Source organism: Variovorax sp. dw_308 (assembly GCF_019207085.1).
GTDB lineage: Bacteria > Pseudomonadota > Gammaproteobacteria > Burkholderiales > Burkholderiaceae_C > Variovorax.
In genome coordinates, this window is the sequence record NZ_JAATOM010000002.1 from 160441 (window position 1) to 180662 (window position 20222).

The 20222-nt window shown below is 67.2% G+C and carries 18 protein-coding genes and 2 pseudogenes; 15 read left to right on the top strand and 5 right to left on the bottom strand.

What is annotated here, in order from left to right:
* Positions 1–46 precede the first annotated feature (46 nt).
* The gene (locus tag HCU76_RS04005) at positions 47–529 is read left to right on the top strand and encodes a cyclic nucleotide-binding domain-containing protein (protein ID WP_213956500.1); all 483 of its coding nucleotides are present in this window, start codon (positions 47–49) and stop codon (positions 527–529) included.
* 27 nt (positions 530–556) lie between these two features.
* Here the strand turns inward: HCU76_RS04005 and HCU76_RS04010 are convergent, their stop codons facing one another.
* On the bottom strand, positions 557–1324 hold the full coding sequence (locus tag HCU76_RS04010; protein ID WP_213956499.1) for a metallophosphoesterase: 768 nt from the start codon (positions 1322–1324) through the stop codon (positions 557–559).
* Positions 1325–1511: 187 nt separating this feature from the next.
* On the opposite strand from HCU76_RS04010, the gene HCU76_RS04015 reads away from it, so the two are divergent.
* The gene (locus HCU76_RS04015; protein WP_213956498.1) at positions 1512–2786 is read left to right on the top strand and encodes a cytochrome P450; all 1275 of its coding nucleotides are present in this window, start codon (positions 1512–1514) and stop codon (positions 2784–2786) included.
* A gap of 29 nt (positions 2787–2815) precedes the next feature.
* On the opposite strand, the gene HCU76_RS04020 is transcribed toward HCU76_RS04015, so the two are convergent.
* Genes HCU76_RS04020 through HCU76_RS04035 form a run of 4 tightly spaced genes read right to left on the bottom strand, consistent with a single transcriptional unit; the run spans position 2816 to position 5926 of the window.
* A complete protein-coding gene (locus tag HCU76_RS04020) occupies positions 2816–3763 on the bottom strand; it encodes a LysR family transcriptional regulator (protein ID WP_213956497.1) in 948 nt (315 codons plus the stop codon).
* Positions 3750–4403, bottom strand: coding sequence for a phosphoribosyltransferase (locus HCU76_RS04025; protein WP_213956496.1), 654 nt, complete (start codon positions 4401–4403; stop codon positions 3750–3752). The genes HCU76_RS04020 and HCU76_RS04025 overlap by 14 nt, the downstream gene beginning before the upstream one ends.
* The gene (locus HCU76_RS04030) at positions 4390–5256 is read right to left on the bottom strand and encodes an alpha/beta hydrolase (protein WP_213956495.1); all 867 of its coding nucleotides are present in this window, start codon (positions 5254–5256) and stop codon (positions 4390–4392) included. Before HCU76_RS04030 ends, HCU76_RS04025 begins: the two co-directional genes overlap by 14 nt.
* Before the next feature lies 1 nt (position 5257).
* Positions 5258–5926, bottom strand: a complete 669-nt coding sequence (locus HCU76_RS04035) for a TetR/AcrR family transcriptional regulator (protein WP_213956494.1) — start codon at positions 5924–5926, stop codon at positions 5258–5260.
* 181 nt (positions 5927–6107) lie between these two features.
* Here HCU76_RS04035 and HCU76_RS04040 point away from each other — a divergent pair, with 181 nt between their 5' ends.
* The 13 genes and pseudogenes from HCU76_RS04040 to HCU76_RS04095 all read left to right on the top strand — a co-directional run bounded on the left by HCU76_RS04040 (position 6108) and on the right by HCU76_RS04095 (position 20205).
* A complete protein-coding gene (locus tag HCU76_RS04040; protein ID WP_213956493.1) occupies positions 6108–6974 on the top strand; it encodes a fumarylacetoacetate hydrolase family protein in 867 nt (288 codons plus the stop codon).
* Positions 6975–6976: 2 nt separating this feature from the next.
* Positions 6977–7774, top strand: a complete 798-nt coding sequence (locus HCU76_RS04045; RefSeq protein ID WP_218508546.1) for an alpha/beta fold hydrolase — start codon at positions 6977–6979, stop codon at positions 7772–7774.
* A 2-nt stretch (positions 7775–7776) separates the two neighbouring features.
* Positions 7777–9066, top strand: a complete 1290-nt coding sequence (locus tag HCU76_RS04050) for an amidohydrolase family protein (RefSeq protein WP_213956491.1) — start codon at positions 7777–7779, stop codon at positions 9064–9066.
* 15 nt (positions 9067–9081) lie between these two features.
* On the top strand, positions 9082–10365 hold the full coding sequence (locus tag HCU76_RS04055; protein WP_213956490.1) for an amidohydrolase family protein: 1284 nt from the start codon (positions 9082–9084) through the stop codon (positions 10363–10365).
* An 85-nt stretch (positions 10366–10450) separates the two neighbouring features.
* A complete protein-coding gene (locus tag HCU76_RS04060; RefSeq protein WP_213956489.1) occupies positions 10451–11392 on the top strand; it encodes a branched-chain amino acid ABC transporter permease in 942 nt (313 codons plus the stop codon).
* Positions 11393–11630: 238 nt separating this feature from the next.
* Complete coding sequence (locus HCU76_RS04065) at positions 11631–12791, top strand: branched-chain amino acid ABC transporter permease (protein ID WP_213956488.1); 1161 nt, start codon at positions 11631–11633, stop codon at positions 12789–12791.
* 16 nt (positions 12792–12807) lie between these two features.
* On the top strand, positions 12808–14061 hold the full coding sequence (locus tag HCU76_RS04070; RefSeq protein ID WP_218508547.1) for an ABC transporter substrate-binding protein: 1254 nt from the start codon (positions 12808–12810) through the stop codon (positions 14059–14061).
* A complete protein-coding gene (locus tag HCU76_RS04075; protein ID WP_218508548.1) occupies positions 14061–14894 on the top strand; it encodes an ABC transporter ATP-binding protein in 834 nt (277 codons plus the stop codon). The genes HCU76_RS04070 and HCU76_RS04075 overlap by 1 nt, the downstream gene beginning before the upstream one ends.
* Positions 14894–15400 (top strand): annotated as a pseudogene (locus HCU76_RS37145) (ABC transporter ATP-binding protein); the annotation flags it as partial. The gene HCU76_RS04075 and the pseudogene HCU76_RS37145, both read left to right, overlap by 1 nt.
* A gap of 573 nt (positions 15401–15973) precedes the next feature.
* Positions 15974–17179, top strand: a pseudogene (locus HCU76_RS37150) (Tm-1-like ATP-binding domain-containing protein); the annotation flags it as partial.
* A 33-nt stretch (positions 17180–17212) separates the two neighbouring features.
* The gene (locus tag HCU76_RS04085; RefSeq protein WP_218508550.1) at positions 17213–18043 is read left to right on the top strand and encodes a phosphoenolpyruvate hydrolase family protein; all 831 of its coding nucleotides are present in this window, start codon (positions 17213–17215) and stop codon (positions 18041–18043) included.
* A 35-nt stretch (positions 18044–18078) separates the two neighbouring features.
* On the top strand, positions 18079–19767 hold the full coding sequence (locus tag HCU76_RS04090; RefSeq protein WP_213956483.1) for a flotillin family protein: 1689 nt from the start codon (positions 18079–18081) through the stop codon (positions 19765–19767).
* Positions 19768–19770: 3 nt separating this feature from the next.
* Positions 19771–20205, top strand: coding sequence for an SRPBCC family protein (locus tag HCU76_RS04095; protein WP_218508551.1), 435 nt, complete (start codon positions 19771–19773; stop codon positions 20203–20205).
* The last annotated feature ends 17 nt before the right edge of the window (positions 20206–20222 follow it).

Sequence of the window (20222 nt, forward strand, 5' to 3'; positions counted from 1 at the left end):
CAGATTGCCACCTGAAAGAAACTGCCGATTCGCCTACCATGGGCGCATGCATGAACTCCTGCAACGCACCGCCGGCCTGCCTGAAATCACGCTGGCGCCAGGCGACACATTGGTGCGCGAAGGCGACTCGGGCGACGGCCTCTGGATCCTCATTTCAGGCACGTTGCAGGTCAGCAAGGCAGGGACCGCGATCAGTTCCGTCAGCCATCCGGGCGCGGCGATCGGCGAGATCTCGCTCCTGCTGAATTCGCCCTTCAGCGCCACGGTCGTGGCGAGCGAGCCGAGCGTACTTCGCTACGCAGCCGACGGCCGCGCCCTGCTGATGGGCAACCCCGCCATCACGCACCTGATTGCCGTCGGCCTGGCCGAACGCCTGGCCTTCGTCACGACCTATCTCGCCGACCTGAAGAACCAGTACGGCGATGCGCCGGGCCTCGCGATGGTGTCCGAGGTGCTGAATCACCTGGCTCACCGCCAAGGCCCACCGGCGCGCTCCGGTTCGGCCCGGGAGCCCAACCCCGACTACTGAGCGCGGCGCCGCGGGCGCCTTGGCGGCTCAGAACACGGACCGTGCGGGCGCGCGCTCTGCTCCCAGCGACAACGCCTCCTCGCCCATCATCGAGCGCCACGAGGCGGTGCCCTCCGCCAGGTCGATCACGATGTGGGCGGGCACCGGGCCGATCTGCCTTCCGGCGTTGAACACCCAGGTCGTGCCCATGCGATCCGCCCAGGCGCCTGCCGGCTTGAACGGCGGCTCGTGGACATGTCCGGTCAGCACCAGGTCGGGGCTGAATCTGGCGATCCAGGCCGCAAGATCCGCGTCGCCGTACTCGCGCTTGCCCGTCCAGCAGGTGGGCGAACCGACCGGCGGCCAGTGATAGACCCAGATCCAGCGCGCGGGGCGTCGTTGCGCATCCGCGGCCAGTCGGAGCTCCAGCGCGGCCCGGCCCTCCGGGCCGTCCCACCACGGGCAGATCGTGATGAGCGTGTCGTCGATCGTCAGCGAGTCGCCGTCCGTATAGACGCCGGCACGGCGGCTGCCGGGCAACCACAGGGCCGCCTTCTCTCCGTGATGATCCGGGCCCGTGAGGTCGTGGTTACCAGAAGCGAGCACCAGCGAGTGGCCCGGCTTCATCAGCGAGAAGTAACGCAGCAGGACGATCGACTGCGCATCCAGCGACACCGGCGAACTCACGTCGAGGTGATCGCCGGCGAGCACCACGAGGTCGAAGGACGGCGCCGACCGGACGACCCAATCGAGCTGGGGCAAGGTGTAGTGGAGGTCGGAGGCGAGGAGGATGCGCACTGGGTCAGGTGACAGCAAGGTTCGCACCAGCGCCGGCAGTGACTTGCGAGCGGCTGTTGATCGACCTGCACCATCACGGAGCAGATTCCGGCAGCCCTCGGGCACGAAACCGATGCACGGTGCGGCGCCCGACATCCGGAGCAGCCATCTTGCGGGCCAGCCCATCCAGCGCCAGACTCAAAGCCCCCACGAGGATTTCCCCGCCATGCAATCGACCCTTTTGACCGAAGCAGCCGCCCCGCCCTCACGCACGCAGATCGAATCGCTGTCGCTCGAAGGCGTCAACCCCGCCGACCCGCAATGGTTTGTCGACGACACCATCGGCGACTTGCTGGGGCGCCTGCGCCGGGAGGATCCGGTCCACCGCTCGCACAGCCCGGTCCCGGGCATCGGCGACTACTGGTCGGTATTGCGCTACCGGGACATCATGCATGTGGAGATGCACCCCGACATCTTCTCCTCCGACTGGAGCCGGGGCGGCATCACGCTGATGGACTTCCCGCCCGGTGAGCAGCAGTTGCAGATGTTCATCGCGATGGACCCGCCCAAGCACGACGAGCAGCGCAAGGTGGTGAGCCCGATCGCGGCGCAGGCCAACCTCGACGGATGGGAAAGCCTGATCCGCGAACGCACCTGCAAGGTGCTCGACGGCCTGCCGCGCGGCGAGACCTTCGACTGGGTCGACCGGGTGTCGATCGAACTGACTGCCATGATGCTGGCCACGCTGTTCGACTTTCCGCAGGAAGAGCGGCGCCGACTGACCTTCTGGTCGGACATCGCCACGAGCAACAAGCTCACCAATCCCGATGCGCCGGAGCCCGAGGTCCGCATGGCCGCGCTGCGCGAGATGCTCGGTTTTTTCACCAAGCTGTGGAACGAGCGCGTCAACGCACCGCCGCGCCCCGACCTGGTGTCGATGTTGGCGCACAGCCCGACCACCCGCAACATGTCGCCGCTGGAGTACATGGGCAACCTGGTGCTGCTGATCGTCGGCGGCAACGACACCACGCGCAGCACGATGACCGGTGGCCTGCTCGCAATGCTGAACAACCCCGGCGAGATGAAGAAGTTGCGCGCCGACCCGTCGCTGATCGGCAGCATGATCACCGAGGTCATCCGCTGGCAGACGCCACTGGCCTACATGCGCCGCACCGCCACGCAGGACACCGAACTCGGCGGCAAGAAGATCCGCCAAGGCGACAAGCTGGCGCTGTGGTACCTCTCGGCCAACCGCGACGACGCGATGATCAAGCAGCCCGATGAATTCATCATCGACCGGCCGATGCCGCGCCTGCACCTGTCCTTCGGCTTCGGCATCCACCGCTGCGTGGGCAACCGGATCGCCGATCTGCAGTTGCGGGTGCTGTGGGAGGAGCTGCTGCGGCGCGGCATGCAGATCGAACTCATGAGCGAGCCGAAGCGGGTGCGCTCGTCCTTCGTGCATGGCTTTACGCAGATGCCGGTGCGGATCGTCGGCTGATCTCAAGAGGACCAGGAATCCCGGGGCCTTCAGCCCGAGATCAGCTCGGCGGGGATCAGGCCCTTCTCGATCATCGCCGCATCCCACGGCGGCACCTTCGCGAAAGCGGCCCCGATGCGCTCGATGAACAGCTTCAGCTTGAACGCGTTGCGCGAGGTGCCCGCGTACACCGCACTCAGCGAGAACGACGACAGCGCATGGTCCGCGAGGACCACCTCCAGGTCACCGCGCAGGATGGCGTCGCCCGCCACCATGGTCGGCAGGCAGACGATGCCCGCATGGTCCAGCGCGTACTCGCGCAGCAGGTGCACGCTGTTGGTCAGGAGCGCGGCGCTCATGTAGATCGTGACCTGTTCGCCCTGGTGGTGGAAGGTCCAGCGGTCGCGGGTCGGATAACCGGAGTAGAGCCCCAGCGAGTGCTTGTGCAACTCGCGCGGGGTCTCCGGCCGGCCATGCGCCTTGAGGTAATCCGGCGTGGCGCAGAACACGCGGCGCACGGGAAACAGCGGCCGCGAGATCAGTTCGGTCGAGGCGGCCGGGAAGATCTGCAGGGCGCAATCGACGCCCGCCTTCACCGGATCGACCACCGCGTCGCTGACGATCAGTTCCAGGTGGATGTCCGGATAGTTGGCCTGGAACTCGCGCAGCAGCGCGGCGAAATGGCCCAGCACGAAGCCGGTCAGCGCATGGATGCGCAGCGTGCCCGTGGGGCCGGCGCGGGCGTCGCGCATCTGGTCGAACACGTTGTTGGCACGACCGACGAGTTCGATGCAGTCGCGCAGGAAGGCCTGACCCACATCGCTGAGCCGCACCACCCGCGTACTGCGGTGAAACAGCGGCGCGCCGACATGGTCCTCGAGTTGCTTGATGCGGCTGGTGATGACCGACTTGGCCACGCGCAACTGACGGCCGGCCTCGGCAAAGCTCTGCGTCTGCGCGACGCGCACGAAAGTCTCGATGTTCTCAAGCCGGTCCATGCGCGCGATCCAGCAGTTGCATGACTTCCTCGTCGGTGGTCTGGGAGAAATCCGTGTACCACGCGCCGACGGCATGGAAGTGCGGCGGCGTGAGGAGGCAGGTCACTTCGTCCGCCTCGCCACGCAACAGCGCCTCGGCCTGGACCGAGGCGACCGGGCTGCACACGACCACGCGTGCCGGCTGCAGCAGCCGCAGTGCCCGCACGGCGGCGCGCATCGTCGAGCCGGTCGCCAGGCCGTCGTCGACCAGCAGCACCTTGCAGCCGTCCACGTCCAGCGCGGGTCGGCCGCTGCGGTAGCACTGCTCGCGCCGTTGCAGCTCGGCGCGCTCCGCTTCGGCCACGCGGGCGATGGCTGCCTCGCCGATGCCGAGCTGGCGCACCACGTCGTCGTCGAGGACCTGCACTTGCCCGGTCGCGATCGCGCCCATCGCGTACTCCTCCTGACCGGGCACGCCGAGCTTGCGGACGACGAACACATCGAGCGGCGCATGCAGTGCCCGAGCCACCTCGAAGGCCACCGGAACACCGCCGCGTGGCAGCGCCAGCACGCGCACGTCCGCCTGGTCGGCGTACGCGGCCAGCGCTTGCGCCAGCGCTCGCCCTGCGGCGCGCCGGTCCCGGAACTCATGGACTGCCATGGCCAAGGCCCAGCAACACCACTGCGCGCCTGTACGTTGCGGACTTCGGATTCGCCAGCTCGTTGAGCACGTTCATGTGATTGCGGCCGGCCTCGGTCTCCGCGGCGGTGACGATGCCTGGGCCCCAGGCATGCGATATCAAGGCAGCCTGCCGATGGAACTCCTCGCTCTCGTCGCCGCCCACCACCGTCACCAGCGAACCGCGCGAAGGCGCAGGCATCGCGGCGGGGCTCAGGCGCAGGGCCGATTCCGCAGTCAGGCCGATGTCGGGCGCCAGGAAGGGCGCATGACGCAGCGGCTCCAGCTCGTAAAGGCCCGAGATCGACAGCGCCGACTTCACCAGGTCCGCCGGCAGGTCCGGCGCCACCGCTTGCCAGTCACAGGCCAGCAGCATCGTCGCCAGGTGCCCGCCCGCGGAATGGCCCGCCACGACGATGCGATTACGGTCGCAGCAGAGGTCCCTCGCATTGCGCCAGACCCAGGTCAGCGCGCGCACCAGTTGCAGCACGATGTGCTCGATGCCCACCGCCGGGCACAGCGCGTAGTTCAGCAGCACGACCTCGGCGCCGGCATCGGACAGCGGCGGCGCGACGAAGGCATGGTCGCGCTTGTCGAGCGCGCGCCAGTAGCCGCCGTGGATGTAGACGAACAGGGGCGCATTCGGGCGCGGCGCGGGCAGGATGTCGAGTTGCTCGCTGGGGTCGTCGCCATAGGCCAGGTCGAACAGCCATTCCGGCCGCTGCAATGCGCGCGCCGATGCATCGGCCCAATGCTGGAGGATGGCAGGATGCTCCGGGATGCGGGCGCGGTTGTTGTATTGCGAGTCGTACCAGGCGGGCGATTGAAGGGGCATGTCAGGTCGTCCTGCTTTTCGTCTTGAGTGGCTTGGCCTCGGAATCACGCAGCGCGGCGTCGATCAGCGCATCGGCCATCCACAGCGCGGTCTTCTCGACCTCGCGGTCGCGCAGGCCCCAGATGTCCTTGAGGATCACATAGGGCTCGATGCCGTAGACGACCGACAGCGCATGGTGCAGCCGGTCGCGAACGGCGGGCCGCAGGAGCGGCGCGAGCGGCTCGATCGCATGCTCCAGGATGCGCACGCGATGGCCGCGCCGGTAAGGCTCCTCCTCCAGCAGGCCGGCGCGCTCCAGCCCCCACTGCTCCAGCGAAAGCTGCGCGGCGGCGCGCAATTGCGCCTCGAATTCCTTGAAGCGCGGGAAGGTCTGCACGAAGAGTTCGTGCACCCGCTCGCGGCCGTTCGGGTTGTCCGACGCCAGCTTGCGCACCGGGCCGAGCGAGCTGTCGATCACCGCCGTGACCAGCGCGCTGCGGCTCGGAAAGTAGCGGTAGGCCGTGGCCCGCGACACCTTAGAGCGTGCCGCGCATTCGGCCACCGAGGGGATGTGGCCGCTCTCCTTGATGATGGTCATCGCCGTGTCGAGCAGCAGCTTGAACGTGGCCGCGCGCACGCCGCGCTCGGGAGGCACGGGGGGCTCGCTCAGCTTGTGTTTCAGTCTCGCCATCGGGTTTGTCCGGAGCGCGGGAGGCCCCTCGGTCTCTTGTGGTTTTTCGATCTCGAACCGTATGATGCAGCCATCCCAGTTTGAGACGCAAGTCTCAAACGAGACTTCCGAAAGACTTCCGAGACTTCGAGGCAGCCGGCACCCGCCAGCACGACCACGGGGCGCCATGGAGACAAAGTCAATGCGTTTGGCCAGCTGGAATTGGGGTGGTCGCGACTGCGTGGGCACGATCTCGCCGGACGGGCGGGAGGCCACGCCGCTGGGCGTGCGCGATGCGTCACGCGGCGTTTTGCCGCTGATCCAGGGACTGGCCAATGGGGAGTCGCTTCCCTCGCCATCGGGCACGCGGATTCCGGTCGAACTCATCACCCTGCGCTCACCACTGCCGCGCCCGTTGCGCAGCCTGTTCTGCGTCGGGCGCAACTACCACGCGCATGCGGCCGAGCTGGCCGGCACGGTGTTCCGCGCGACCATGCCCGAGAGCGACCCCTGGCCGATCGTGTTCGGCAAGCTCGGCGAATGCGTGATCGGGCCGCACGACGTGGTGCGGCTGCCCTCGCCTTCCGTTTCGGCGCAGATCGACTACGAATCGGAACTGGCGGTGGTCATCGGCCGCGGCGGGCGCGACATCCCGGCCTCGCACGCGATGGACCACATCTTCGGCTACACGGTGGTCAACGACGTGACCGCGCGCGACGTGCAGATGCGCCACCAGCAATGGGACCTGGGCAAGAGCTTCGACACCTTCTGCCCGATGGGCCCCTGGATCGTGACGGCCGACGAACTCGACGGCCGCGCCACGCGCGTGCGCGGCTGGGTCAACGGCGCGCTGCGGCAGGACGGGCAGACGCGCGACATGATCTTCGACATCCCCACGCTCATCGAGACCTGCTCGCGCGGCATCACGCTGCACCCCGGCGACGTGATCGCGACGGGGACGCCCTCGGGTGTCGGCATGGGGCAGAACCCGCCGCAATGGCTCAAGTCCGGCGACGTGGTGCGCGTCGAGATCGACGGCGTCGGCGTCATCGAGAACAGGTTCGAATAACCATGCGCTTCCAGATGATCGACCGCATCGCGGTGGAAGAAGAAGGCGAAGGCCCGGCCATCGTATGCGTGCACGGGCTGGGCGGCAGCTCCAACACCTTCACGCCCCTGATGCCGGCCATGGCGCGGCATCGCGTGATCCGGCTGGACCTGCCGGGCAGCGGGCGATCCCAGCGGGCCGAAGGCGGCCTGACGATCGAGCGCTACGTCGCCACCATCCTCGACGTGTGCGACCGGCTGAACGTCCTGCGGGCGCATTGGGTGGGGCACTCCATGGGCAACATCGTGCTGCAGCACATCGCGGCGGCGCATCCGAAGCGGGTCGCGAGCCTCACGATGTTCGGGCCACTGATCACGCCGCCCGATGCCGCGCGCACCGCCATCCAGGCGCGGGCGGCCAAGGCGCGCGAAGGTGCCAGCGGCATGCAGGACATCACGCTGGCGCTGCTGCAAGCCTCGATTTCCGCCGACACGCGCGAGCGCCTGCCGATCGCCGTGGCCTACGTGCGCGAGAGCCTGATGCGGCAGGATGGCGAGAACTACGCACGCAGTTGCGAGGCGCTGGCAGCGGCGCAACCCGCGGCGATCGAGAACATCGAGGCGCCCGTGCTGCTCGTGACCGGCGACGAGGACGGCGTGGCGCCCCCGCAAGCCGTGCGCGCCATGGCCGACAAGCTGCACCGCGCCGCCAGCAAGCGCGTCGTGGTGCTGCCGCGCTGCGGCCACTGGACGCCCATCGAACGGCCGGAAGAATGCCAGCGAGAGCTGCGCGACTTCCTCGCTGCAAACGCAAGGAGCTGAACATGGCCGATGTGATGTTCACCAACGTGAAGATCTTCGATGGCGGCGGTGAAGCGCCGTTCATGGGCGACGTGCTGGTGCAGGGCAACCGCATCTCGCGCGTCGTGAAGACGGCCTACGGCGCACGCTCGACACCCGTGAGCGGCGCACAGGTCATCGACGGCGCGGGCGCCTTCCTGATGCCGGGCATGGTCGAGGCGCACACGCATTTCTCGTGGAACGACCAGCCCAGCCTCGACGCCATCCAGCGCATGCCGCCGGAGGAGCACATCCTCTGGTGCGCCGAGGTGGCCAAGCGCTACCTCGACATGGGCTGGACCAGTTGCGTGGGCGCGGCCACCGCCAAGCCGCGGCTGGACGTGGTGATCCGTAATGCGATCAACGACGGCACCATCATCGGCCCGCGCTATCTCGCGGCCAGCCAGGAGATCACCGTGCCCGGCGGCCTCGGCGACACCACGCAGCCGCACCTGCCGCAACCGGAATTCGCCTTTGGCGCGATCGTCAGCGGCGCCGAAGAAATGCGGCGCTGCGTGCGCATGTTCTGCAAGTACGGCGTGGATTCGCTGAAGATCAATCTCTCGGGCGAGTCGATCACCGGCATGCCGAGTGAATCGAGCCAGTTCACCGAAGAGGAAGTGCGCGTCTGCGTCGAGGAGGCCAAGAACTGGGGCAAGCGCGTCGCGGCGCATGCGCGCTCCACCTGGTCGATCAAGCAATGCGTGAAGCAAGGCATCGAGGTGATCTACCACGCCAGCTTCACCGACACGGAAGCGCTCGACATGCTCGAGGCGCACAAGACCGAGCACTTCATTGCCCCCGGCCTGGCCTGGCTCATCAACACCTCCTATCACGCGAGCCAGTGGGGCCTGACGCCGGAGGTGACGCGCAAGATGGGCTACCACCGCGAACTGGACGCGGCGGTCGAGAGCATGCGCGCCATGCGCAAGCGCGGCATCCGCATCCTGCCCGGCGGCGACTACGGCTTCGCCTGGACGCCGCACGGCACCAATGCAAAGGACCTGGAGTACTTCGTCAAGTACGTGGGCATGAGCACGATGGAGGCGCTGCTGTCGGCCACCGCATGGGGCGGGCCGATGATGCGGATGGGGAAGGTGCTGGGCTACATCCGCGAGGGGTACCTGGCGGACATCCTGCTGGTGGATGGGGATCCGCTGGCCGACATCACGGTGCTGCAGGACAAGGCGCGCATCCTGGCGGTGATGAAGGATGGCGAGTTCCATCGGGCGCCGCCGGTGCGGCGGTCGCAGATGCAGCGGTGGGCGGCTTGAACACAGGAGAAGCACATGGCTGATGTCGTCTTCACCAACGTCCGCATCCTCGATGGCACGGGCCAGAACCCGTACAGCGGCAGCGTCCTCGTCCGCGGCAACCGCATCCGCCAGGTCGGCCGCAGCACGGCGCCGATCTCGCCGGGCGGCGCCCAGATCATCGACGGCGCCGGCGCCACGCTCATGCCCGGCATGTGCGAGGCCCACACGCACTTCTCCTGGAATGACGCAGCCACGCTCGCCGCCATCCAGACCATGCCGCTGGAAGAGCACGTACTGTGGTGCGCCAAGGTCGCGAAACGCTATCTGGAGGCCGGGTTTACGTCCTGCGTCGGCGCGGCCTGCGCCAAGGCGCGGCTCGACGTGGTGATCCGCAATGCGATCAATGCCGGCCAGATCCCGGGACCGCGCTATCTCGCGGCCAGCCAGGAGATCACCGTGCTCGGCGCGCTGGGCGACGAGACCTTGCCCCACCTGCCCTTCCCCGAGTTCAGCTTCGGCGTCAACGTCAGCGGCGCGGACGAGATGCGCAAGGCCGTGCGCCTGTTCCTCAAGTACGGCGTCGATTCGATCAAGCTGAATCTCTCGGGCGACAACTTCACGCCGCAGTCGCCCTCGGAAACCGCCTGGATGCTCGACGAGGAAGTCGCCGCCGCCATGCGCGAAGTCAAGATCCGCGGCAAGCGCGGCGTGGCGCATGCGCGCTCGTCCGAGAGCGTGAAGCAGGCGCTGCGCCATGGCATCGACCTGATCTACCACGCGAGCTTCGTCGACGACGAGGCGCTCGACATGCTCGAAGCCGCGAAGGACCATGTCTTCGTCGCACCCGGCATCGCCATCCTCTACGCGATGCTGTACGAGGCCGAGCCCTGGGGCGTCACGCACGCGATGGCCTGCGACATGGGCTACCAGACCGAATGGGACGCTGCCTGCGTTTCCCTCTCGAAGATGCACAAGAGGGGCATCCGCGTGCTGCCGGGCGGCGACTACGGCTTTGCTTTCACGCCCCATTGCCAGAATGCGCGCGACCTGGAATTCTTCGTCAAGTACCTCGGCTTCACGCCGATGGAGGCGATCCGCTGCACCACGCTTTACGGCGGGCAGATCATGATGAAGCCGGATGAACTTGGCGTCATCAAGGATGGCTATCTGGCCGACATGCTGCTGGTCGACGGCGACCCGCTCGCCAATCTGTCGATCCTGCGCGATCCGAAGCGCATCCTGGCGGTGATGAAGGACGGCGAGTTCGCGAAATCGCCGGAGATCGCGTCGCAGCGGCAGTGGGAGCGCGCCGCATGATCGCCGCCCGGCCTACCGTAGGCGATCACGCGATCCCGAAAGCGCCACGCGAAGCCCATGAAGCGGCAAGCCGCGGGAGTGCCCGTTGAGCAAGAAGAGCTGGGGCCTCTGGTTGCTGTTCGGCGTGCCGATCACCGTGTTCGTGGTCTGGGCGCTGTGGGACAACTACACCTTGTTCCTCAAGACCTTCCTCAACGGCCTCACGCTTGCGTCGCTGTACTTCCTGGTCGCGAGCGGCTTCACGCTGGTGTTCGGGCTGATGCGCAACGTCAACCTGGCGCATGGCTCGCTCTACCTGATCGGCGCCTACGTCGGCTGGTACGTTGGCGAGCACACCGGGTCTTGGGTGCTGGCGGTCATGGCCGGCTTCCTGGCGGCCGCCATCCTGGGCCTGCTGATGCAGTTGCTGATCTTCCGCCACATGCAGGGCCAGGATTTGCGGCAGACACTGGTGACGATCGGCCTGTCGATCGTGATGGCCGACATCGCACTGTGGATCTGGGGCGCGGAGATCTACACCTTCGATCCGCCCTCGTGGATCTATGGCTCGACCACGCTGCCGCTGGTCAACAAGTTTCCGACTTACCGCATCTTCGTGTTCGTCGCCTCGGTGGTGATCGGCGTCGGCCTGTGGCTGATGCTCACGCGCACCCGCATCGGCATGATGATCCGCGCGGGGGTGGACGACCGCGGGATGCTCGCTGCGTCCGGCGTGAACGTGCAACGGGTGTTCGCGCTGACCTTCGCGATCGGTGCCGGCATGGCGGGGCTTGCGGGCGTGGTCGGTGGCACTGCGCTGTCGATCTCGCCGGGAGAAGACACCCGCTACCTGCTGGCCTCGCTGGTGGTGGTGATCGTCGGCGGCATGGGCAGCGTGGTGGGCGCTGCGATCGGCGCGCTGCTGATCGGCCTGGCGGAACAGTTCGGCCTGGCCTATGCGCCGACCTACAGCGTGGTCTTCACCTTCGTGATCATGGTCCTGGCGCTGGCCTTCAAGCCGCGCGGGTTGATGGGGAAGAACACATGACCCGCTGTGTGCACGATGGGGGCCTGCGGGTGATCGACCGCTGCATGAATGCGGGCTTGACCGTACGCGAAGGGCGCGAAGGTACGCGAAGGACGCGAAGGACGCGAAGGACGCGAAAAATACAGAAGGAAATTCAAAAGGAATTCTTTTGGTTTTCTTTCGCGTCCTTCGCGGAACCTTCGCGTCCTTCGCGTACGGCCAAGCCCGATCCCGTTCCCGCATTCCGGGGAGCCCGCACATGAGCGCCGCCAAATGGCGCCGTGCGATGAACTCGTCCGCGACGGCGGCGGACCTGTCGCGTGCCGCGCGGCCCCCCGCCGTCGTTCATCCAATGGGTACGCCTCCCGCAATCCCATCGATTCAAGCATCGGCGGAATCCTGGTCCCGCACCCGCGCCTCGATCCGCGCCATCCGCTGGCGCCACGTCATCGTCCTGGCCTTCGTCCTCGCCTACCCCTTCTTCGCCTCGAACTTCTTTACCTTCCAGATCGGCGCACAGTCGCTCGCGCTCGGCCTCATCGCGCTGTCGCTCACCTTCCTCGGCGGCTACGGCGGCATGGTGTCGCTGGCGCAGATGACGGTCGCCGGCTTCGCGGCCTACATGCTGGCGATCTTCGGCACCAGCAGCAATCTGGCGATCAGCCTGGGTTGGCCCTGGTGGCTGGCGCTCGTCGTCGCGGTCTCGCTGGCCACGCTCGTCGCGGCCGGCATCGGTTGGCTCTCGGTGCGCACCGAGGGCATCTACACCATCATGATCACGCTGGCCGTGGGCGTGGCCTTCTTCTACCTGGCGCAGCAGAACTACACCGTCTTCAACGGCTTCCAGGGCTTCAGCAAGATCTCGCCGCCGGTGCTGTTCGGCGTGGACTTCCGCGACCCGATGCCTTTCTACTTCGTGGTGCTGGCCTGCTCGCTGGGCGGCTACTTCTTCGTCAAGCACCTGATCCGCGCGCCCTTTGGCATCGCCTTGCAAGGCATCCGCGACAACCCGCGCCGCATGCAGGCGCTGGGCTACAACGTGACGGCGCATCGCGTCGCCGCCTATGCGGTCGCCGGCTTCCTCGCGGCCATCGGCGGCATCCTGATGGTCTGGTACAACAACCGCATCTCGCCCGGCACCGTGGGCACCGGCGCGATGATCAACATCCTCATCATCGCCGTGCTCGGCGGCATGAAGCATCCGATCGGCGCCTTCATCGGCGCCATCGTCTTCGTGCTGCTGCAGAACTTCGCCATCGACCTGGTCGACCGCGAACGCTTCAATCTCGTGATCGGCGGGGTCTTCCTCGCGATCGTGCTGTTCTCTCCCGATGGATTGCTGGGCCTCTGGCAGGCGCTGCGCAACCGCATGGGCAACTCGTTTTTCCCCAACCGCGGCAGTGGCCGCATTCATCGATGACAAGAAGGAGCGAGACATGAGCAGAGGTAATCGTTTGTTCGCGCGCAGCATCGTGGCGGCCGCGGCGTTGATCAGCATGGGCGGCCTGGCCCAGGCGCAGGAGGTCTTGAAGATCGGCCTGCTTGCTTCCCTGGAGGGGCCGTTCGCGGCGCCCGGGCAGGACGGCATGCGCGGCGCCGACCTCGCGCTGAAGGAAAAGAACGGCATGGCCGGCGGCAAGAAGATCGAGTTCATCAAGGTCTCGTCGGACGCCACACCCGACAAGGCCGTGAACTCCACGCGCAAGGCAGTCGAACAAGACAAGGTGCCGATCATGATCGGACCGCTGTCAGGTGACGAAGGCATCGCGGTCAAGAACTACGCGAAGACGCAGCCGAACGTGACCTTCATCAACGGCTCCTCGGGCGCGCAGGCAGCGACGCTGGGCGACCCTGCGCCCAACTTCTATCGCTTCAACACGGAGGGCGCGCAGTGGATGGTCGGCCTTGGCGAGCACGTGCTGGCCAAGGGCTACAAGAAGACCTACCTGATCGCCGAGGACTACGGCTTCCCCTACTCGCAGGTGCAGGGCTTCATGGCCAGCTATTGCGCCAAGGGCGGCAAGGTGGTCGACAAGGCCTGGGTGCCGCTGGGCACCAAGGACTATGCCTCGGTGATCGCCAAGATACCGAAGGATGTCGACGCGCTCGTCGTGGTGCTGGGCGGCTCGGATGCGGTCAACTTCCTCACGCAGTACGAGCAGGCCGGCGGCGACAAGCCGATGGTCGGCGGCTCCATCACGGTCGACCAGACGGTACTGAACTTCAAGGGCAAGCGTCGCGAATCGCTGCTCGGCACCGCGTCGGCCGGGCCGATGGCCGACTCGATCGACACGCCGGAGTGGAAGAAGTTCGTGGCCGACTACAAGGCCAACTTCAAGGACGGCTTCCCGAGCCCGTCGCTGTTCGCCTACCTCTACTACATCAACACCAAAGCGACGCTGGATGCGCTGGACGTGGTGAAGGGTGACCTGTCGAACAATCAGAAGGCGTATCGCGAAGCCTTGCAGAAGACCAACTTCAAGGGCCCGGCCGGCGACGTGAAGATCGACGCCAACCGCAACGGGGTCGGCACCACCTACATCACCGAAGTGACCAAGGCGCCGGATGGGTCCTTCTACAACAAGGTCGTGAAGCAAGTGCCCAACATCACGCAGACGTTGGGCCTGCCGGAAGCGGACTTCAAGAAGATGGGCCTGGGCACCCGCGACGTGCCCGACTGCAGAACCTGATGGCATCGATCACCCCGCTCCGCCCCCGCATGACGCACCGCGCCGGCACCGCCCCGCACGCCGTGTCGGGCAGTGGCGCGCAGTTGCTCTCGGGCGACGCACTGCGGCTGGACGGGGTGACGCGCGCCTTCGGCGCACTGAAGGCAGTCGACAACATCTCGCTCACCGTCACGGCGGGCCAGAAGTACGCCATCCTCGGCTCCAACGGCGCGGGCAAGACCACGCTGTTCAATGCGATCACCGGCGACTTCCCGCCGACTTCCGGTCGCATCCATTTCTTCGGCGAAGACATCACCGACCTGCCGCCGCACGACCGCATCCGCAAGGGGATGCGGCGCACGTACCAGTCTTCGCTGCTGTTCCGCGACCTCACGGTGCGGGACAACCTCTTCCTCGCGGTGCGCGGCGTGGCCAGCGGCCGCTTCAGCTTCCTGCGCGCACGCGCCAACAATGCCTCGACGCGTGCTACCCACGACCTGCTGGAGCGCGCCCGCCTCACCCACATCGCCGACGAGCGCGTGGCCAACCTGGCGCACGGCCAGCAGCGGCAACTGGAGATCGGCATGGCGCTGGCCGGCGCGCCGCGGCTGATCCTGTTCGACGAGCCGGCCGCGGGCCTGTCGCCGCACGAGCGCCGCGAACTGGTCGCATTGCTCGGCTCGTTGCCGGCGCACATGAGCTTCGTGCTGATCGAGCACGACCTCGACATCGCGCTGCGCGTGGTGGACCGCGTGACGGTCATGCACAACGGCCGCGAGCTGCGCACCGGCACGCCCGCCGAGATCGAGAACGACGCACAGGTGCAGGCGATCTACATGGGGAGCAAGCACTGATGGCCTGGTTCGGCAGCAGCAGTGACAAGGACAAGCGCGACGCCATCGGCAGCGGCCCCGTGCTGGCTGTCGACGGGCTCGACGTGTTCTATGGCCGCGCCCATGCGCTGCAGGGCGTGAGCCTGGTGCTGGAACGCGGCGTGCTCGGCATCGTCGGGCGCAACGGCATGGGCAAGACGACGCTGTGCAACGCCATCACTGGGTTGGTGCCGGCGCGCGGCAGCGTGCGTCTCTCGGGCGAAGAGATCATGGGCATGGCGCCCAACGAGATTACCCGGCGCGGCATCGCCTATGTGCCGCAAGGTCGGCGCGTGTGGCCTTCGCTGTCGGTCGACGAAACGCTGCGGCTGGTCGCCAGCAAGCGACGCGACGTGGACCGTGTCTACGCCATGTTCCCGCGCCTGGCGGAACGGCGCGGCAATGGCGGCGCTCAGCTTTCCGGCGGCGAGCAGCAGATGCTGGCGATCGGACGCGCACTGCTGCTGAACCCCAGGCTGCTGGTGATGGACGAGCCCACCGAAGGCCTGGCGCCGGTCATCGTCGAACAGGTGGCCCAGGCGCTGCGCGACCTGGCCGCCGAAGGCAAGATCGCCGTGCTGCTGATCGAGCAAAACCTGGGCGTCGCGATCTCGGTGGCCGACCGTATCGGATTGATGGTGAACGGGCGCATCGCGCAGGTCATGCCGACCTCGCAACTCGCGGCTGATCGCGAGCTGCAGGAACGGCTGCTGGGCGTCCGGTCTGGTGGCCCCGAGGATGAGGACGATCCGGTGGTCGCGCCTCGCGGCATGGAGGACGCACCGACGACGCAGGTCTTCACCGTGCGCCGCGCACATGGCGATGGCGCGCCCTCACTCGATGACGTTGCGCCAGGTACGGTGCGCGGCTTCACGCGCTGGAATGCGGGCGGCACCGCCGCGCCTGTCGCTGACATCCCGAGGCAAGCGCATTCCTCGATGTCGCCTGCACCTGCGTCGATGGCGCCCTCGACCGCTTCGACCTCCGCATCGGCTCCGCCTCCGGCCTCCTCGCCCCGCGTCTTCGAATTCCCCGCCGCCGCCAGCAGCGCCCGCTCCGCCTACGTCGCCGGCACCTTCGACACCAAGGGCCGCGAACTCGCCTTCCTGCGCCAGTGCCTGGAGAAGCTCGGCATGCGCGTCGTCACCGTCGACCTCTCGACATCCGGCAAGCCCTCGCCCGCCAGCGTCCACCCGCGCGAGGTGGCGCGCCACCATCCGCAGGGCGAATCGGCCGTGTTCGGCAACGACCGCGGCATCGCGATGACCGCGATGGCGCTCGCCTTCGAGCACTTCCTGCTCACGCGCCGCGACTTGGGCGGCATCATTTCCGCAGGCGGCTCCGGCGGCACCACGATGGCCACGCAGGGCATGCGCGCGCTGCCCATCGGCGTGCCCAAGATGATGGTGTCGACGATGGCCAGCGGCGACACCCGCCCCTACGTCGGGCCGAGCGACATCTGCATGATGTATTCGGTGACCGACGTGCAGGGTATCCACCGCATCAGCGAGCTGGTGCTGGCGAATGCGGCCAACGCGCTGGCCGGGATGATCGCGCACCCGCCCGTCACGTCGAACGTGAGCAAGTCGGCCATCGGCCTGACCATGTTCGGCGTGACCACGCCCTGCGTGCAGGCCGTGACGAAGCGGCTCGAGGACAGCTACGACTGCCTGGTGTTCCACGCCACCGGCGTCGGCGGACAGTCGATGGAGAAGCTCGCCGATTCGGGACTCATCGTCGGCGCCATCGACGTCTCCACGACCGAGATTGCCGACGAGATCGCAGGCGGCACGCTCTCGGCCGGGCCGACGCGGCTCGATGTGTTCGCGCGCCACGCCCTGCCCTATGTCGGCTCCTGCGGCGCGCTCGACATGGTCAACTTCGGTGCGTGGGATACGGTGCCCGAGCGCTTCAAGGGCCGCAAGCTCTACCGTCACAACCCGAACGTGACGCTGATGCGCACCACGCCCGACGAGTGCCGCCTGATCGGCGAGTTCATCGCAACCAAGCTCAACGCGATGCGCGGTCCGGTGCGCTTCCTGATCCCTGAGGGCGGCGTCTCGGCCATCGACAAGCCCGGCCAGCCTTTCCATGACGCCGAGGCGGATCGCGCGCTGTTCGCCGCCATCGAAGCCGGCTTCCGCACCGACCCCGACCGCAAGCTGCAGCGCCTGCCGCAGCACATCAACGACGAAGCCTTTGCCGAAGCGCTGGTCGCCGCATGGAACGATGTGTCGCGGTCCACCGCAGGCATGCGGCGCGCCTGAAGAACAAGACCACAGCGAGGAGAACAACGCACCATGCCCCGCATCGCACGCACCACGCTGCTCGAACGCTTCCGCGCCAAGATCGCGGCCGGCAAACCGATCATCGGCGGCGGCGCCGGCACCGGGCTGTCGGCCAAGTGCGAGGAGGCCGGCGGCATCGACCTCATCGTCATCTACAACTCGGGCCGCTACCGCATGGCCGGGCGCGGCTCGCTCGCGGGGCTGATGGCCTACGGCAATGCCAACGAGATCGTCTGCGAGATGGCGCACGAGGTGCTGCCGGTGGTCCGGCACACGCCGGTGCTGGCCGGGGTGAACGGCACCGATCCCTTCATGATCCCGGACGAATTCCTGCAGCGGCTCATCGGGCTCGGCTTCTCGGGCATCCAGAACTTTCCGACGGTCGGCCTCATCGACGGCACCTTCCGCGCCAACCTCGAGGAGACCGGCATGGGCTACGCGCTGGAGGTCGAGCTGATCGCGAAGGCCCATGCACTCGACCTGCTGACCACGCCCTACGTCTTCAACGCGGCCGAGGCGAGCACCATGGCCGGCGTGGGCGCCGACATCATCGTGTGCCACATGGGCCTGACCACCGGCGGCGTGATCGGTGCCGACACCGCCCTCAAGCTGAGCGACTGCGTGCCCCTGGTCAACGCCTGGGCAGCGGCCGCGCACGCAGTGAACCCACAGGCCATCGTGCTGTGCCACGGCGGCCCCATCGCCACGCCGGACGATGCGGCCTACATCCTTGCCAACTGCCCGAGCTGCGCCGGCTTCTACGGCGCAAGCTCGATGGAGCGCCTGCCCACCGAGGTGGCGCTGACCGAGACCACGCGACGCTTCGTCGAGATCGCGCGATAGAGAGACACATCACTGGATCAATGGAGACGACACCCATGTCAGGCGCTCAATTCGGAAGTTTCATCCTCGGGCTGATCGTGGTCGCGATCGTCGTGGCCATCGCGGTCTGGCTCCTGCACTGGCTCTACCTGCGCAGCTCGAAGGAACGCGCATTCGTGCGCACCGGCCTCGGCGGGCAGAAGGTGGTGCTCGGCGGCGGCGCGTTCGTGCTGCCGATCGTGCACGACGTGATCCCGGTCAACATGAACACGCTGCGCCTCGAAGTGAGCCGCGGCCGAGACAAGGCGCTCATCACGCGCGACCGCATGCGTGTCGACGTGATCGCCGAGTTCTATGTGCGCGTGGCCACCAGTGAAGAGGCCGTCGCCGCCGCAGCGCAGACGCTCGGCCTGCGCACCATGGAACCGGAGCAGTTGAAGGAACTGGTCGAAGGCAAGTTCGTCGACGCATTGCGCACCGCCGCCGCCGAGATGACGATGGAAGAGCTGCACGAGAAGCGCGGCGCTTATGTCAAGCGCGTGCGAGATGCCGTGGCCGAAGACCTGACGAAGAACGGCCTGGAACTCGAAGCCGCCTCGCTCACGCAGCTCGACCAGACCGGCATGGAATTCTTCAACCCCAGCAACGCCTTCGACGCCGAGGGCCTGACGCGCCTGACCGAGCAGATCGAGCATCGCAAGAAGCAGCGCAACGACGTCGAGCAGGACACGCTGATCGCCATCCGCAACAAGAACCTCGAAGCCGAGAAGCTCTCGCTCGACATCGACCGCGAGAGCGAGCACGCGCGGCTCGCGCAGCAGCGCGAACTGGAGATGGCCCGCGCCCGCCAGCGTGCCGAGGTGTCGACCGAGCGCGCCCAGCGCGAGCAGGAGTCCGAGAACGCGCAGATCATGGCCAAGCAAAGCATCGACACGGCGCGCATCCGCTCCGAGCAGACGATCGAGGAAGGCCGCATCGGCAAGGAACGCGCGATCCAGAGTGCGGAGATCGAGCGACGCACCTCGCTCGAACTGGCCGAGCAGCAGCGCGCGATCTCGGTGGCGCGCGAAAGCAAGGCGCAGAGCGAGGCGGTGGCCGAGGCGGAGACGGCACGCGCACTCGCGGTGTCGGCGGAGGAAAAGGTCTTCACCGCCCGCGAGGTCGAGATGGCCGAGCGCAAGAAGGCCATCGACCTGATCGGCGCAGCGCAGGTTGCGGAACGCGATGCGCTGCGGCTGACCTCCTCCGCACAGGCGGAAAGCCAGGCCAGCACGGCCCGCGGCGCCGCCATCCGCGCCCAGGCCGAGGCCGATGCGGACGCCGACAAGATCCGCTCGATGGCAATGCGCGTGCGGGCGGAGATCGAAGCCGATGCGGCCCGCATGATGAACGAGTCGCACAACATGCTCACGCCGGAAGCGCGCATGTCCGCGCTGCGCATGAAGCTCGTGGAGAAGGCCGAGGCCATCATCCGCGAATCGGTGCGGCCGATGGAGCGCATCGAGAGCATCAAGATCATGCACGTCGATGGCCTCGGCGGCTCGCAGGGCGGCGGCTCGGTCAATGGCGAGGGCGGCGGCTTCGCCGATGGCATGGTCAACTCCGCGCTGCGCTTTCGTGCGCAGGCGCCGCTGGTCGACCAGTTGCTGCGCGAGATCGGCATCGAGGGCGGCGACATCCAGCGGCTGGTCGGCAATGCCAGCGGCTCGCAGGCCGCCCTGCCCTCGGCGGCGCCCAAGGAATAGCGCATGGTGAATGTCTATGTGTCGAGCGTCATCGATGCCAGCGCCGACAACGTGTGGTCGCGCATCCGCGACTTCAACGGCCTGCCGAAGTGGCATCCGCTCATCGCCGACAGCCGCATCGAGAACGGCCAGCCGGCCGACCGCATCGGCTGCATCCGCCACTTCCACCTGAAGGACGGCGGCATGATCCGCGAACGGCTGCTGGCCCTGTCGGACTACGAATACAGCTGCACCTACGAGATCCTCGAAAGCCCGATGGGCGTGACCAACTACGTCGCCACGCTCAAGCTCACGCCGGTGACCGATGGCGCACGCAGCTTCGCCGAATGGAGTGCCGAATTCGATTGCGATGCCGGCCGCGAGCGCGAGCTGACCGACTCGATCGGCAACGGTGTCTTTCAAGCAGGCTTCGACGCATTGAAGCGGTCCGCGCGTTGAAGCTTTCCCACCAGAGA

Coding starts and splice junctions, on each gene's coding strand:
- HCU76_RS04005 (WP_213956500.1), top strand. CDS start 47: ATGCATGAACTCCTGCAACGCACCGCCGGCCTGCCTGAAATCACGCTG.
- HCU76_RS04015 (WP_213956498.1), top strand. CDS start 1,512: ATGCAATCGACCCTTTTGACCGAAGCAGCCGCCCCGCCCTCACGCACG.
- HCU76_RS04020 (WP_213956497.1), bottom strand. CDS start 3,763: ATGGACCGGCTTGAGAACATCGAGACTTTCGTGCGCGTCGCGCAGACG.
- HCU76_RS04025 (WP_213956496.1), bottom strand. CDS start 4,403: ATGGCAGTCCATGAGTTCCGGGACCGGCGCGCCGCAGGGCGAGCGCTG.
- HCU76_RS04030 (WP_213956495.1), bottom strand. CDS start 5,256: ATGCCCCTTCAATCGCCCGCCTGGTACGACTCGCAATACAACAACCGC.
- HCU76_RS04035 (WP_213956494.1), bottom strand. CDS start 5,926: ATGGCGAGACTGAAACACAAGCTGAGCGAGCCCCCCGTGCCTCCCGAG.
- HCU76_RS04040 (WP_213956493.1), top strand. CDS start 6,108: ATGCGTTTGGCCAGCTGGAATTGGGGTGGTCGCGACTGCGTGGGCACG.
- HCU76_RS04045 (WP_218508546.1), top strand. CDS start 6,977: ATGCGCTTCCAGATGATCGACCGCATCGCGGTGGAAGAAGAAGGCGAA.
- HCU76_RS04050 (WP_213956491.1), top strand. CDS start 7,777: ATGGCCGATGTGATGTTCACCAACGTGAAGATCTTCGATGGCGGCGGT.
- HCU76_RS04055 (WP_213956490.1), top strand. CDS start 9,082: ATGGCTGATGTCGTCTTCACCAACGTCCGCATCCTCGATGGCACGGGC.
- HCU76_RS04065 (WP_213956488.1), top strand. CDS start 11,631: ATGAGCGCCGCCAAATGGCGCCGTGCGATGAACTCGTCCGCGACGGCG.
- HCU76_RS04070 (WP_218508547.1), top strand. CDS start 12,808: ATGAGCAGAGGTAATCGTTTGTTCGCGCGCAGCATCGTGGCGGCCGCG.
- HCU76_RS04075 (WP_218508548.1), top strand. CDS start 14,061: ATGGCATCGATCACCCCGCTCCGCCCCCGCATGACGCACCGCGCCGGC.
- HCU76_RS04085 (WP_218508550.1), top strand. CDS start 17,213: ATGCCCCGCATCGCACGCACCACGCTGCTCGAACGCTTCCGCGCCAAG.
- HCU76_RS04090 (WP_213956483.1), top strand. CDS start 18,079: ATGTCAGGCGCTCAATTCGGAAGTTTCATCCTCGGGCTGATCGTGGTC.
- HCU76_RS04095 (WP_218508551.1), top strand. CDS start 19,771: ATGGTGAATGTCTATGTGTCGAGCGTCATCGATGCCAGCGCCGACAAC.